Genomic DNA, 15,347 nt, shown 5'->3' with positions numbered 1-15,347 from the left:
ACTCAGTCTCCTTGAATATCGGATTCGGATATTAGTTGTGGCTCTGCAATATTTTCAACCACAGTATAATGCAATGTGACCTTTAGTTGACCCGCCTCAACCTCTTTACTCAAAATCTTATCACTTACAATCATAGCATGTTCATCCAATTTTTTCTTTAGTTCTTTTTCGGCCATCTCTTTCGCTACTTTCAGCGCTTGCTTTTCTGTATATTCTCGATTCGCTTCTTCCTCTTCTCTCACAACATCTTTTTCATATGCAATCGGCAGTGTAAAACCAAATAATTTCACATCATGCTTTACACTTTCAGTACGAGAGCGTTTATACTTATCATGCTGAAATCCCCATATTTTTATTTTCGTATCCCCAAATTTAAGAAAATGTTCATTGTATACATTACCAGTATACACTTGGAATTGCGTCTTTAACGGGACATCCACCTTAGATGTATACCACGTTTCTCCATACACAATACCTTTCGCTGAAACAATCGTCGGACTTTCCTCATTACCATATATTCCTGATACGAGAATCTGCCCTTTTTCTACATGATCATTTTTCAGTACAACCGGCTTTCCAACTTCTACGAACGTCTTTGTAATAATCGCTTCTTTTTTTGCTACTAAATTTTGCGGCCTTTGTTCCTTTTCTTTCTTCGGTTCGTTTTTTTCAACAATTTTAAAATGATACGTCGTTCCTCTTACTTCTAGTCCCGCCCAAGTAATGGCATTAATATTATCTGTCAAATGGCGTTGTACATCTTCTACATTCGGCATTTGAAATTGTAGTTTCCCTTTTTTAATACCCATTTTATCCAATTCTTTCATCAATATATATTCCGTTTCAGGTTTTGCTCCTGTAATTTCAATTTTCCAAACCATATTTGACATTGCAATCACACCAAAAAAGAAAATTAAAAAACCAATTAAAAATCCACTATTTTTAATTAAACGCTTATTCCAAAAAGGAAAACCATAACGTCCAATAAAATATAATTTACATTCATTTTTTCTATAAATTGGTTTTATTTTTTTCACATCGCGTAACAACATACAAAAAACTAACGTTTCATCAGCTATCTTTTTAACATCCCAAACTAATAAATTCCTCCGTACACATTCATTAACAAACCGTTCCGCTCCTCTACCTTCAATTCGCACTTTTACATATCCAAGCCACTTTATAAACCATTTATTTTTCATTTACCACCTTCACTACCTTTCTAAAAGTAGATATACTACTTTTTATTTGAAACATTAAAATAGCTCGTACTAAAATGAAACCGAGTAAAACTGTAATCAGTCTCTATCAACGGAACTTTTACAGGATAAAGAAGAAAAACTTCACAAATGGAAGTTTCACTTCAATCACCTTTTTTTTCATTTTCTAAAAATGTTACTTGCTCAATTATCCCTTCGAGCAAAAGCTCTTCTGGAAGAATCGTTTTAATAACAAAGGATTGTCCTTTAATTAATAATTGACCGTGTTTTAAAAGTAATCGCACTTCTTTATCTGAAAACACTAATAACCCCCGATGATTTTCTATATAAATATGTATTTGCCCAACAAGAGTAATCCGAGGTAGATCCATTAATACATCCACTGGTAGGTCTACTTGTTTTGTCAACCAATTTTTCATTTGTTCTAATTTCTTCATCTCGAAAGACCCCCTCTCATCCCATATATATGTATTTCTTCACAAGTGCCTATCGTGTTATAACGACTTCACTAACATAACTATATTCTGTAAGAGTTCATATCATGTTAATTAAAACAGTCGCTATATGAAATCATATTTGTCAGGACAATGATGGATCAGAGGATGTTACCTTTAATAATAGAAGTATTAATACAAGAATATGCGCCCCTACAGGATATCAGTACAAGTTACATTAAGAAATTGAGCCTAGCGAGAAGTTAGAAACTTGAAAAAAACTGTTACAATTCGTTCTGGATGTGACATACTGACCATAGAATAAGTAGTTGTCATTTATTGGACAAATGAGATAAAGTGAAACTTTAATCCCCCCTCACCAATCGGGCTGCCCGTTAATGAGGGATAAAATCAAAAAAAAAGAAAATTTCTCCACTCTGAATGTTACGTTGTAAGTAAGAATATTTTATAGATGGTTGTTATATGAATTTCAAAAAATATTAGGGTTCATTAAAAAATGAATTAATAAATGAGGAAATACGAAAGTAAATTGGCTTTAGTCAAGAAATTTCGAATGTTATAAAACAAATTATCGACAGTAATATCCGGCCATTTTATGCAACTGATGCAAAATCTAAAATAGTTAGAATCTCTTTCGTTACCTTTGAGGATTATGCTGAAGAGCAAGCTATAAAACTTCAATCTGATTTTCAGAAGGTTCGGTACTTAGCTTTTATTTGCGAAAGAAGTTTTAGTCAAGGAAGTAAGAATAGGTGTAGAATCGGAATTATACAAGGAAATAATAAATTGAAACTTTAACTAGAGGGGTTTCTATCACTTATAGAAACCCTTTTTAAGCAATATAGCGTTTCTCCTTAATAAGAACAATAAAAAAACGTCTCATACGAAATGAGACGTTTTTTTACGCTAATAGCTGGATAACCAGCTTATTCACAAGTGATCCGTCTGTTTTACCTTTTACTTTCGGCATAACAGCAGTCATCACCTTACCCATATCTGCTTTAGAAGTCGCACCAACTTCAGAAATAACTTGCTTGATTACATCAACTAGTTCTTCTTCAGTTAATTGCTCTGGCAAATATGCGCTTAAAATCTGAATTTCACTTTGCAGTTTATTAACAAGGTCTTCACGACCAGCTTTTTTAAATTCAAGGAGGGAGTCCTTATACTGTTTTACTTCACGAGCTAAAACTGTTATTTCCTCTTCTTCAGTAAGAGTATGTTGCAGTTTAATACCTTCATTTTGTAAAGCAGCCTTAACCATACGAATAACGGTTAATTTTTCTTTTTGTTTATTCTTCATCGCTTGTTTCATATCATCGTTTAAACGACCGAGAAGACTCATAACTTACACCCTCTCTTAGAATTTACGCTTTCTTGCCGCTTCAGATTTCTTCTTACGTTTTACACTTGGTTTTTCATAAAACTCGCGCTTTCTTGCTTCAGCAAGTGTACCAGTTTTAGAAACCGATCTTTTAAAACGGCGAAGTGCATCCTCCAAAGACTCGTTTTTACGAACGACTGTTTTTGACATTCTCTTTCCCTCCCTCCGAAACATCACACTTACATACTAACTTCAGCATGCAAAAAGAAACACTTCTTCAGCATGTCTTTTACGATTATAATACATTTTATCACTTCAGGTCAACTATTTGGCAGAATAAAAGAAGAATAGAAGCATTTCCTTTTCAAAAGTTATGCAAATAGCTAGTATCCTTTACTGATGAAGACAACTATATTTTTATCATTTCATCTTTTTTCATACAGGGATGCATGAAACGCCTCCCCACCTTATAGTACTTAACCGCTTCAAATAAAGAAAGCATGCAAACCGTTTCCGGTTGCACGCTCTTTTTATGCGCTAGCTGATTCTTTTTTTACATCATCTTCAAGAACACGAACAAATTGCGCTTCGTTATATGGATAACCAGCTTTCGTAATTTTCACTTTCACTAGCTTACCAATTAATTCTTCTGATCCTTCAAATACAATTTTCAAGTAGTTATCTGTATACCCTACATATAACCCTTCACGGTCGCCGTCTTTAAATTGCTCTTCTGGAATGATTTCAAGCACTTCACCTTCAAACGCTGATGCATATTCTTTCGCTAATTGATTAGATAGCTCAATTAAACGATGAACACGATCATTCTTCACATCTTCAGGAACTTGATCTTCCATGCGTGCTGCAGGTGTTCCTGTACGTTTTGAGTAAGGGAACACATGTAACTCAGAGAAGCGGTTCTCTTTAATGAAATTGTATGTTTCCATGAATTCTTCTTCTGTTTCACCTGGGAAACCAACGATTACGTCAGATGTAATCGCAAGGCCTGGTAACGCTTCTTTCAAACGATCTAAACGCTCTTGGAAGAACTCCATCGTATATTTACGACGCATACGTTTTAATACAGTATTAGAACCAGATTGCAACGGAATATGCAAGTGGCGTACAACTACTTCAGATTTATCTAACACTTCAATTACTTCATCTGAAATTTGACTCGCTTCAATAGAAGAAATACGAAGACGTTTTAATCCGCCTACTTCCGCTTCCATATCACGAAGTAATCCAGCTAAGTTATAATCTTTTATGTCTTCGCCGTATCCACCTGTATGAATACCCGTTAATACGATTTCTTTATAGCCTGCATCCACTAATTGTTGTGCTTGTTTAATAACTTCTTTTCCATCACGAGAACGCATTAAACCACGCGCCCAAGGAATGATACAGAATGTACAGAAGTTATTGCAACCCTCTTGTATTTTTAAAGACGCACGTGTACGATCCGTGAAATAAGGTACATCAAGTTCTTCATACACACGTGTTTTCATAATATTACGGACAGCATTAATTGGTTGACGCTCTTTACGGAATTCTTCGATGTAACCTAACATCTTTTCACGATCCTGTGTACCAACTACAATATCTACACCCGGAATCGCCATAATTTCAGCTGGAGATGTTTGTGCATAACATCCCGTTACGCAAATAACTGCATCTGGATTTTGACGCACAGCACGTCTGATTACTTGACGGCTTTTTTTGTCCCCAGTATTCGTTACTGTACATGTGTTAATAACATATACATCAGCTTTCTTTTCATATTCTGTTCTTTCATAACCACCTTGTTTAAACAATTGCCAAATGGCTTCTGTTTCATAGTGGTTTACTTTACAACCTAACGTATGGAACGCAACAGTTGACATTGATCATCACCCCATCAATTCAAAATGATACGAAGCAGCACTTAACGCGTATAACGGCGCCGTTTCTGTTCTTAAAATTCTTGGTCCTAAACTACATGGTACAAATTTATGTTCACGAAGCGCTGTAATCTCTTCCTCAGCTAAACCGCCTTCTGGGCCAAATACAATCAATAGCTTTTGACCTGGTTTCATTGTCGTTAAAGCTTTCGCAAAATTAGATTTCTCACCTTGTTTTGCTTCCTCTTCGTAAGCAACAAGACAAACATCATACTCACCACTCATTGAAAGCAATTGCTTAAATGATGCCGGAGCATGTACTTCTGGAATTTCACTTCTATGTGATTGTTCCGCAGCTTCTTTCACAATTTTTCTTAAACGCTCAACTTTTTTATCAGCTTTTTTCGCATCCCATTTTACGATAGAGCGAGATGCTTGAAATGGTAAGAATGCAGCTGCCCCAAGCTCAGTTCCTTTTTGAAAAATTAACTCTAGCTTGTCTCCTTTTGGCAGTCCACTTGCAATCGTCACGAAAACAGGAAGTTCACTTGACGCCTCTACCCATTCTACAATAGCCGTATTAATAAATTCACTGGTAATTTCATCAATTGAACATACTGCTGTTTTTCCGTTTACACAGCAATAAATATGATCACCAGCTGACATACGCATCACTCTTGCGATATGATGTACGTCATCACCTACAATGCGAATACTTGTCTCATTTACATATTTCTCTTCTACAAAATAACGTTGCATATAATCACCTTAGTAGAGTTTCGTTCCTTTCGTAAGTCAACACTTACGAAAAGAACGAAACGTTATCATTTTTCATATAACAAACGGCAAGTCTCTCACCTTATAGTGAGAGACTCCCCTTTTCATTATAGACTAAAATCTATATTACGCATTTCGTGCAATAATTGCTACCCAATCTTCCATTCGTAACACTTCTTCAATTGTAAATCCAGCTTGTTCTAACGCCTCAGAAATTACTTTTTCCTTCGCAGCAATAATGCCCGATGTAATAAATAATCCACCTGACTTCACAACTCTTGCTGCATCTTCAGGGAATAATAGAATAATTTCTGCTAATAAGTTAGCTACGATTAAATCAACAGGACCTTCAATGCCTTCTAAAAGACTATTTTGTCCAACAGACACGATATCATCTGTTTTATTTAAACGTACATTCATTTCTGCACTTTCAACCGCAACCGGATCTAAATCATATGCTTGAACAGAAGACGCACCTAATTTTGCAGCCGCAATACTAAGTACACCAGAACCTGTTCCTACATCAATAATAGTGTCACCTGGCTGTACTGTTTTTTCTAAAGCACGGATACACATCGTTGTTGTTGGATGAGTTCCTGTACCAAACGCCATACCCGGGTCTAATTCAATGATTTTTTCATCAGGAGAAGATGGTGTATATTCTTCCCAAGTCGGTACGATTGTGAATGTATCAGAAATTTGTACTGGATGGTAATATTTTTTCCAAGCAGTAGCCCAATCTTCTTCATTGACTTCGTTAACGGTAATATTTCCAGTACCAATTTCGATGTCGTAAGATGGAAGCACATCAATAGATGATTTTACACCTGCAATCGTTTCATGTAAAGAATCCGTTTGCGGGAAATACGCTTTTATTAATACACCTTCCGCCGGATATTCATCTGGGTTCAATGCATAAATTTCACCATATTGTTGCTCGCGCTCTTTCGTTAACTCCGCTGGATCCTCAATCGCAACTCCACTAGCACCAGCTTCATGTAAAATATGAGAGACAGCTTCTACTGCTTCTTCTGTTGTATGAATACTAATTTCTGACCATTTCACAATTTACCAACTCCATTTTTTATTTCCATTATTCCCCTTTGAAAGCACGTTTAAGCTTTCCGAATAAACTATCATCCTGCTCTTCTTGTCCTGCAAATTCACGTAATAAATCTTTTTGCTGCGAAGTCAATTTCGTCGGTACAACAACACGAACGACTACATATTGATCTCCTTGGCCGTATCCACGTACGTTCGGAGCACCTTTTCCTTTTAAGCGGAATTCTGTTCCAGTTTGTGTTCCTGCTGGAATTTTCAGCTTCACTTTACCATGAACAGTAGGAACTTCCACTTCATCACCAAGCGCCATTTGCGCAAATGTTAATGGCATTTCGCAAATAATGTGATCTCCTTCACGCTCGAAGAATTCATGATTTCTTACATGAACGACAACATATAAGTCTCCTGCTGGTCCGCCATTTACGCCGGCTTCACCTTTTCCAGACACACGAATTTGTTGACCATTATCGATACCCGCTGGAATTTTAACATTGATTTTTTTACGTTTACGAACTTTACCTGAACCGTGACATGTCGTACATTTTTCTTTAATAATTTGTCCAGTTCCTGAACAATGACCACAAGCTTGACGATTTACGATACGACCAAACGGTGTGTTTTGTTCTACACTCACTTGACCAGAGCCTGAACAATGTTTACATGTTTCTTTTGAAGTTCCTGGTTTTGCTCCACTACCTTTACAAGTATCACATGGATCTTCTACTGGAATTTCCACATTTAATTCCTTACCAAAAATAGCTTCTTCAAAATCTAAAGTGACTTGATATTGTAAGTCAGCACCTTGGCGCGGAGCATTTGGATCACGACGTCTGCCGCCGCCACCGCCAAAGAAAGAACTAAATATATCTTCAAAACCGAAGCCACCGCCGAAGTCTCCTCCGCCGCCAAATCCACCGAATCCTTGATTTGCACCAGCATGACCAAATTGATCGTACTGTGCACGCTTTTGATCATCACTTAACACTTCGTATGCTTCTTGTACTTCTTTAAACTTTTCAACTGCATTTTCTTCTTTGCTTACGTCTGGATGGTATTTTTTAGCCAAACGACGATACGCTTTTTTAATTTCATCTGTTGAAGCGCCCTTGCTAAGTCCAAGGACCTCATAATAGTCTCGTTTACTCATAAATTTACAACCCCCGAATCTTTCACATAAACGTAATTTTAACACCGAAAGAAAGTGCTTTGCAACAAAGTTTCCTCACTTACAGTATGCAAAGCGAAAAACTTAAGATCCTCACACATCGCTTCTCATTCGTGAAAAAAGCCAAAGTCAAGGCACGCTTGACTTTGACTTTTTGTCATCTTACTTATTATGTTTACAATTGAATTACTTGTCTTCTTTTACTTCTTCAAACTCAGCGTCAACTACATTGTCTTTCTTTGCGCCAGCATCTTGTGCACCTTGCGCACCTTGCGCACCTTCTGCTTGACCAGCAGCTGCTTGAGCCTGCTCGTATAATTTAACAGTTAATTGTTGTACGATTTCTTGTAAAGCATCTTTTTTCGCACGAATTTCTTCAAGCTCGTTTTTCTCAATTGCAGCTTGTAATGCTTCTTTCGCTTCTGTTGCTTTTGCAACTTCAGCTGCATCTACTTTACCTTCTAAATCTTTTACAACTTTGTCTGTTTGGAATACAAGTTGGTCAGCTTCGTTACGAAGTTCAACTTCTTCCTTACGTTTTTGGTCAGCGTCAGCATTTGCTTCCGCTTCTTGTACCATACGTTCTACTTCTTCATCAGAAAGACCTGAAGAAGATTGGATTGTAATAGCTTGCTCTTTGCTTGTTCCTAAGTCTTTCGCACGTACGTTAACGATACCGTTCGCATCAATATCGAATGTTACTTCGATTTGTGGAATACCACGTGGTGCTGGTGGAAGGTCAGTTAATTGGAAACGACCTAACGTTTTGTTGTCAGCCGACATTGGACGCTCACCTTGTAATACGTGAATGTCTACTGCTGGTTGATTATCAGCAGCTGTTGAGAATACTTGTGACTTACTTGTTGGAATTGTAGTGTTACGCTCGATTAATTTCGTGAACACGCCACCCATAGTTTCAATACCTAAAGAAAGTGGAGTTACGTCTAATAATAGAACGCCTTCTACATCACCAGTAAGTACGCCACCTTGAACTGCAGCACCTAATGCTACAACTTCATCAGGGTTTACACCTTTATATGGCTCTTTACCAGTTTCACGTTTAATAGCTTCTTGTACAGCTGGGATACGAGTAGATCCACCAACAAGAATAACTTTATCTAATTCGCTTGGAGCAAAACCAGCGTCTTTTAATGCACGACGAGTTGGCTCTAATGTTCTTTCAACAAGACCTGCTGAAAGCTCTTCGAATTTCGCTCTTGTTAACGTTAATTCTAAGTGTAATGGACCAGCAGCTCCAGCACTAATGAATGGTAATGAAATTTGAGTTTGTGTTACACCAGAAAGATCTTTTTTCGCTTTTTCAGCTGCATCTTTCAAGCGTTGAAGCGCCATTTTATCTTGGCTTAAATCAATGTTATTTTCTTTTTTGAACTCAGCTACTAAGTGATCGATGATAACTTGGTCAAAGTCATCGCCACCAAGACGGTTGTCACCAGCAGTTGAAATAACTTCGAATGTGCCGTCTGCTAACTCAAGGATAGATACGTCAAATGTACCGCCACCTAAGTCATATACTAAGATTTTTTGTTCTTCGTCTTGTTTTTCTAAACCGTAAGCAAGTGCTGCTGCTGTTGGCTCGTTAATGATACGCTCAACTTCTAAACCAGCAATACGACCAGCATCTTTCGTTGCTTGACGCTCTGCATCGTTGAAGTATGCAGGTACTGTAATAACAGCTTTCGTTACTGTTTCACCTAAGTATGCTTCAGCAGAAGCTTTTAAGTTTTGTAAAATGATTGCAGAAATTTCTTGAGGTGTATAATCTTTACCTTCAACTTCTACTTTGTAGTCTGTACCCATATGACGTTTAACAGACATGATTGTATTTGGGTTTGTAATTGCTTGGCGCTTTGCAACTTCCCCAACTTGACGTTCTTCATTTTTGAAAGCTACAACAGAAGGTGTTGTACGGTTTCCTTCTGGATTTGGGATAACCTTTGGTTCTCCACCTTCCATAACAGCTACACAAGAGTTTGTTGTACCTAAGTCAATACCGATAATTTTACTCATGGCGAATCCTCCTAGTTTTATGTAAATTATTGATTTACTTTTACCATTGATGGGCGAATCACACGGTCTTTTAGTTTATAACCTTTTTGGAATTCTTCCACAACCGCGTTTGATTCAAATTCACTATCTTCCACTTGCATAATAGCTTGGTGTTCATTAGGATCAAACTGTTTACCAACAGCTTCAATCACTTCCACACCTTCTTTAGTCAGCGCTTCTAACAATTGACGATGCACCATTTCCATACCTTGTAACAAGGATTTCGTTTGCTCATCAGTCGCTTCCACTTGCATTGCTCTTTCAAAATTATCAAGAGCTGGCAAGATGTCTGAAACTAGACTTTGTGCTCTATATTTTTCAGCAGCCTGTTTATCCATTTGGACACGGCGCTTATAATTTTCAAAATCAGCTTGTAGACGTAATGTGCGACCTTCCGTTTCCGTTAGTTTCGCTTGTAGCTCATCTACTTTTTCTTGTAAAAGAGCAGCCTCACTTTTTTCTTCTACAGTTTCTTCACTGTTTTCTGGTGTGACAGCTTCTTCAACTTGCGCTTCTTTTACTTCTTCTACCACTTGTTCGTTACGCTCTTCCACAATATTCACCTCCTTAAAAGGTATTAGGTATCATGCATAGCATGATTACCTAAGCATTATATATTACACACAGCAATGAAAATTTCATCACTTGAGCGAATGTATTACTCTCATTTACTTTTTAAGTCCATCAGTAAATTGTCTCGTAAATAACTGTAACAAACTAATTACACGAGAATATTGCATTCTCGTAGGACCTAAAATAGCAATTGTTCCAAGTTGCTCTTCGCCGATCGAATATGTTGCAGAAATTAAACTACAATCCTCCATAGCCGTCGAAGAGTTTTCCCTACCAATTTTCACTTGAATCCCGACTTGTTTATGACGCAAAATGTCATAAAATTCGGCTTCATTATCAATCATGGTAAGTAAAGATCTAACCTTTTGAATGTCATGGAACTCTGGCTGCGAAAGCATATTTGCTTTTCCTCCAAAGTATATCTTTTCCGATAACGGAACTTGAAATGTACCATCCAACATTTTTATTGCACTATCGTAATTATGAACATACCCACGTAAAACTGTAACAATCTCCTTAAAGATTTTATTATGAAGTTCTTCCATCGGTACGCCAGATAGCTTTTCATTTAAAATATTAACCATTTTTTCTAAATCTGATAAATCAACAGATTCCGGAACGGTAATCGTTTTACTTTGTACATGCCCTGTATCGGTTACAATAATAGCGACAGCAGTTTGACGATCAAGCGGCACAATTTGTACATTTTTAAGTTTATTTGTACTTAACTTCGGTCCAAGAACAATGGCCGTATAATTCGTAAGTTCTGATAAAATTTGAGCAGATTGTTGTGCAATTTTTTCCGCTTCAAAAATTCTTTCAGCAAATAAATCTTTAATTTGTACAATTTCAGCGTTCGGTAAGTTTTGCGGTGCTAAAAGATGGTCTACATAAAATCGGTAGCCTTTCTCAGAAGGAACACGTCCAGAAGAACTGTGCGTTTTTTCAATAAAACCTAATTCTTCTAAGTCCGCCATTTCATTTCGAATAGTAGCTGAACTAAATGTAATTTCATCTTTTTTAGCCAACGTTCTAGACCCAACGGGCTGCGCTGATCCAATAAAGTCATCAATAATTGTTTGTAAAATTAAGAGCTGACGTTCCGTAAGCATCTCATCATCACCTCTGTTAGCACTCTTTGTCTTTGAGTGCTAAATCTATTAATAACTTACCAAAATTGACATTCAATTGTCAACGGAAACGTCACGAAATAATGAAACTTTTTCACGCCTATGGAACATTTAATTAGTCAATCAAAAATGATTGGAATACTTCATTCCCTAATAATTTTCCTTTTCGCGTTAAACGCACATGTCCATCTTCCTCTTCAAGCAATCCCTGCTCTTGGTTGCTTTGTAACTGCTTCGCGAAAACTTGATCCATCTCTATATTAAATTTATTGCGGAACGCCGTTTTAGAAACACCTTTTGTTTTTCGAAGCCCTAAGAACAGCTCTTCTTCCATTCTTTCTTTCTCCGTCACTTTGTGAACATCTAAATACGGAAATCCTGTTTCATCAATTTTATTAAAATATTGCTTCAGCGGACCTACATTTTGAATACGTTCCCCGTTCACATAACTATGAGCTCCAGCTCCAAATCCATAATACTCTTCATTATTCCAGTATGTGAGATTATGTCTACTTTTATTGTCACCTTTTGAGAAATTACTAATTTCATACTGGTTATAACCGTGTTTCTCCATTTCATCCATTACTATTTCATACATTTTCGCTTCATGGTCTTCACCCGGAAGACGCAATTTCCCTTTGTTCATTAAGTTATAAAACACTGTTTTAGGTTCTACAATTAATGAATATGCAGAGAAATGTTGTACACCAAGCGTAAAAGCAATATCTAATGTTTCTTTTACATCTTCTATCGTCTGTCCTGGCAAAGCATAAATAATATCTACATTAATATTTTTAAATCCTACTTCCTGCGCTTCTCGAATCGCGAGGAATGCATCTTCCCTCGTATGCTTGCGCCCGATTTTCTCAAGCAGTTCATCACGGAACGTTTGCACACCAAAACTAATTCGATTCACTCCACCTTCTAGCAGTACATTCAACTTCTCTTTCGGCAGATCTCCTGGATTCGCTTCAAATGTTAATTCACAATTTGGGGCGAACGGACGCAAATGACGATTAATAATCTCGAGTAATTTTTTTGTCTGTTCCATATTTAACGCTGTCGGAGTTCCCCCGCCCACAAAAATCGTTTTTATACTATCAAACGGAACTTTTTGAACCGTATTTATTATTTCCTTCTCTAAATAATCTAAATATTGATCAACCGGTTGGCGTTCAATAAACACTTTATTAAAATCACAATAGTGACAAATGTGCTGACAAAACGGAATATGAATATATGCAGCTTGTACCAAATATAACTCCTACCTTTCTAAAAAGAAAACCTCCGCACTCCGGAGGGTTCTCTACTTCTCTAACGTATTACGAATTTGTTCCATTCGCATTTTTCCCCAATCATACATCATTTCAACGATCGGTAAAAGTGACATGCCTAGTTCCGTCATATAATACTCAACGCGAGGAGGAATTTCGGGATATACTGTCCGATCAACAATTCCATCTTCCATTAACTCTTTTAATTGGTTCGACAAAACTTTATGAGAAATGCTTGGGAATAACCGTTGTAATTCACTGAAACGATGTGGTCCTTCCACACCAAGATGCCACAGTATCACAACTTTCCACTTTCCACTAATAATAGAAAGCGTCAATTCCTTTTCACAATTAAAATTACCATTTTGTATTTTATCTTGAATATCTTTTCGAATATTTTCGGACATTAACAATCTCCTAACTCTATATGAACTAAAAAGCTCTCTCATTATTGTAAATGAGAGCTGCTCAGATGTCTAAAAAGTAATTATACAGAAAAAAGAAGCCGCACAAACGACTTCTTTTTTATTTCAAATATTAGTTGTCATCCATTTTCAGTACAGCCATAAATGCCTCTTGCGGTACTTCTACAGAACCAACAGACTTCATACGTTTTTTACCTTCTTTTTGCTTATCAAGAAGTTTACGCTTACGAGAAATGTCACCGCCGTAACATTTTGCAAGTACGTTTTTACGCATCGCTTTAATTGTAGAACGTGCTACAACTTTATTTCCGATAGTCGCCTGAATTGGCACTTCAAACTGTTGTCTCGGAATTAATTCTTTTAATTTCTCTACGATTACTTTACCACGGTCATACGCTGAATCACGGTGTACGATAAATGATAAAGCATCCACTTGTTCATTATTTAAAAGAATATCCATTTTCACAAGTTTAGATGGTTTATAGCCAATTAACTCGTAATCAAATGATGCATACCCTTTCGTATTTGATTTCAATTGATCGAAGAAGTCATATACGATTTCTGATAACGGGATTTCATATGTTAATGTAACACGCGTTTCATCTAAATATTGCATATCAATAAACGTTCCACGTTTACCTTGGCAAATCTCCATTACAGCTCCAACATAGTCATTCGGAACCATAATTGAAGCCTTCACAAACGGCTCTTCTACACGATCGATAGACTGTGGATCTGGCATATTAGATGGGTTATCAACAATAACATCTTCACCGTTAGTTAAATAAACTTTATAAATAACGCTTGGCGCTGTTGTAATTAAGTCAATCTTAAATTCACGTTCAATACGTTCTTGAATGATTTCCATGTGAAGAAGCCCTAAGAAACCACAACGGAAACCAAATCCTAGCGCTTGAGATGTTTCTGGTTCAAACTCAAGAGCAGAATCGTTTAACTCTAATTTTTCTAATGCATCACGTAAATCGTTATAACGAGCAGAGTCAATTGGATACAGACCACAGAATACCATCGGATTTAACTTACGGTAACCTGCTAACGGCTCTGCAGCTGGACGTTTCGCATGTGTAATCGTATCACCAACACGTGTGTCACCAACATTTTTAATCGATGCTGCTAAGAAACCTACATCACCTACTGTTAACTCGTCACGTTGCGTAGTTTTCGGTGTAAATACACCTACTTCTGTTACTTCAAATTCTTTACCCGTTGCCATCATACGTACTTTATCGCCAACTTTTACTGTTCCATTTACAACACGGATATAAGCAATTACACCGCGGTACGGATCATATAAAGAGTCGAAAATCATACATTGTAATGGCTCTTCTGAATCACCCGACGGAGCTGGTACTTTTTCAACAATTTGTTCTAAAATTTCTTCAATACCAATTCCAGCTTTCGCAGAAGCAAGTACCGCTTCTGATGCATCTAAACCAATTACATCTTCTACCTCTTGACGTACACGTTCTGGATCCGCACTTGGTAAGTCGATTTTATTAATAACTGGTAAAATTTCTAAATTGTTATCAAGCGCTAAGTATACGTTTGCTAACGTTTGCGCTTCAATACCTTGCGCTGCATCTACTACAAGAATCGCGCCTTCACAAGCCGCTAAACTACGAGATACTTCGTACGTAAAGTCGACATGTCCTGGTGTATCAATTAAATGAAGAATATACTCTTCACCATCTTTTGCTTTATAGTTTAATTGTACTGCGTTTAATTTGATTGTAATACCACGCTCACGCTCTAAATCCATAGAGTCAAGCAACTGAGCTTTCATTTCGCGTTGTGTTAACGCGTTTGTTTTCTCTAAAATACGGTCTGCTAACGTTGATTTTCCGTGGTCAATATGAGCAATAATAGAGAAATTACGAATTTTGGACTGTCTTTTTGCTCTTTCTTCTTTATTCATCTATGTTCTCAACTCCTAATAGTCTCGCCAATATACACTAGCACTGATTATATCAA

At 37.0% G+C, this 15,347-nt stretch carries 14 protein-coding genes; all 14 read right to left on the bottom strand.

Annotated features, from left to right (window positions below):
- Positions 1-2: 2 nt before the first annotated feature.
- A complete protein-coding gene (gene yqfD / locus ACS2CR_RS12415) occupies positions 3-1,202 on the bottom strand; it encodes a sporulation protein YqfD (protein WP_053512768.1) in 1,200 nt (399 codons plus the stop codon).
- A 161-nt stretch (positions 1,203-1,363) separates the two neighbouring features.
- Positions 1,364-1,657 carry a sporulation protein YqfC gene (yqfC, locus tag ACS2CR_RS12410; RefSeq protein WP_000732269.1) on the bottom strand — a complete coding sequence of 98 codons (294 nt, stop codon included), beginning with the start codon at positions 1,655-1,657 and terminating at the stop codon, positions 1,364-1,366.
- A 919-nt stretch (positions 1,658-2,576) separates the two neighbouring features.
- The gene (locus tag ACS2CR_RS12405) at positions 2,577-3,020 is read right to left on the bottom strand and encodes a GatB/YqeY domain-containing protein (protein WP_000054562.1); all 444 of its coding nucleotides are present in this window, start codon (positions 3,018-3,020) and stop codon (positions 2,577-2,579) included.
- A gap of 15 nt (positions 3,021-3,035) precedes the next feature.
- On the bottom strand, positions 3,036-3,209 hold the full coding sequence (rpsU, locus tag ACS2CR_RS12400) for a 30S ribosomal protein S21 (protein ID WP_000048061.1): 174 nt from the start codon (positions 3,207-3,209) through the stop codon (positions 3,036-3,038).
- Between the two features lie 320 nt (positions 3,210-3,529).
- Positions 3,530-4,882, bottom strand: a complete 1,353-nt coding sequence (gene mtaB / locus ACS2CR_RS12395; protein WP_000108679.1) for a tRNA (N(6)-L-threonylcarbamoyladenosine(37)-C(2))-methylthiotransferase MtaB — start codon at positions 4,880-4,882, stop codon at positions 3,530-3,532.
- Positions 4,883-4,888: 6 nt separating this feature from the next.
- Positions 4,889-5,638, bottom strand: a complete 750-nt coding sequence (locus ACS2CR_RS12390) for a 16S rRNA (uracil(1498)-N(3))-methyltransferase (protein ID WP_001190159.1) — start codon at positions 5,636-5,638, stop codon at positions 4,889-4,891.
- A 144-nt stretch (positions 5,639-5,782) separates the two neighbouring features.
- Positions 5,783-6,721: a 50S ribosomal protein L11 methyltransferase gene (prmA, locus tag ACS2CR_RS12385; RefSeq protein WP_000872103.1), complete on the bottom strand. Its 939-nt coding sequence runs from the start codon at positions 6,719-6,721 to the stop codon at positions 5,783-5,785.
- Positions 6,722-6,749: 28 nt separating this feature from the next.
- Positions 6,750-7,865 (bottom strand): chaperone protein DnaJ, encoded by a 1,116-nt coding sequence (dnaJ, locus tag ACS2CR_RS12380; protein WP_153602744.1) that lies wholly within the window; start codon positions 7,863-7,865, stop codon positions 6,750-6,752.
- Between the two features lie 204 nt (positions 7,866-8,069).
- Positions 8,070-9,914, bottom strand: coding sequence for a chaperone protein DnaK (gene dnaK, locus ACS2CR_RS12375; protein WP_048536269.1), 1,845 nt, complete (start codon positions 9,912-9,914; stop codon positions 8,070-8,072).
- 26 nt (positions 9,915-9,940) lie between these two features.
- Positions 9,941-10,507, bottom strand: a complete 567-nt coding sequence (gene grpE / locus ACS2CR_RS12370) for a nucleotide exchange factor GrpE (protein WP_000392711.1) — start codon at positions 10,505-10,507, stop codon at positions 9,941-9,943.
- A 114-nt stretch (positions 10,508-10,621) separates the two neighbouring features.
- Entirely contained in the window at positions 10,622-11,638 is a 1,017-nt protein-coding gene (hrcA, locus tag ACS2CR_RS12365; RefSeq protein ID WP_000954941.1) for a heat-inducible transcriptional repressor HrcA, read from the bottom strand.
- A 133-nt stretch (positions 11,639-11,771) separates the two neighbouring features.
- Positions 11,772-12,911 (bottom strand): radical SAM family heme chaperone HemW, encoded by a 1,140-nt coding sequence (gene hemW / locus ACS2CR_RS12360; RefSeq protein WP_016111718.1) that lies wholly within the window; start codon positions 12,909-12,911, stop codon positions 11,772-11,774.
- A gap of 51 nt (positions 12,912-12,962) precedes the next feature.
- Complete coding sequence (locus ACS2CR_RS12355; protein WP_001293539.1) at positions 12,963-13,337, bottom strand: winged helix-turn-helix transcriptional regulator; 375 nt, start codon at positions 13,335-13,337, stop codon at positions 12,963-12,965.
- 130 nt (positions 13,338-13,467) lie between these two features.
- On the bottom strand, positions 13,468-15,291 hold the full coding sequence (gene lepA / locus ACS2CR_RS12350) for an elongation factor 4 (protein WP_001030951.1): 1,824 nt from the start codon (positions 15,289-15,291) through the stop codon (positions 13,468-13,470).
- Between the last annotated feature and the right edge of the window lie 56 nt (positions 15,292-15,347).

Origin of the sequence: Bacillus cereus group sp. BceL291 (genome assembly GCF_051776705.1) — a bacterium.
Taxonomy (GTDB): Bacteria; Bacillota; Bacilli; order Bacillales; family Bacillaceae_G; genus Bacillus_A; species Bacillus_A cereus.
This window is presented reverse-complemented; position numbering and strand designations above follow the sequence as displayed.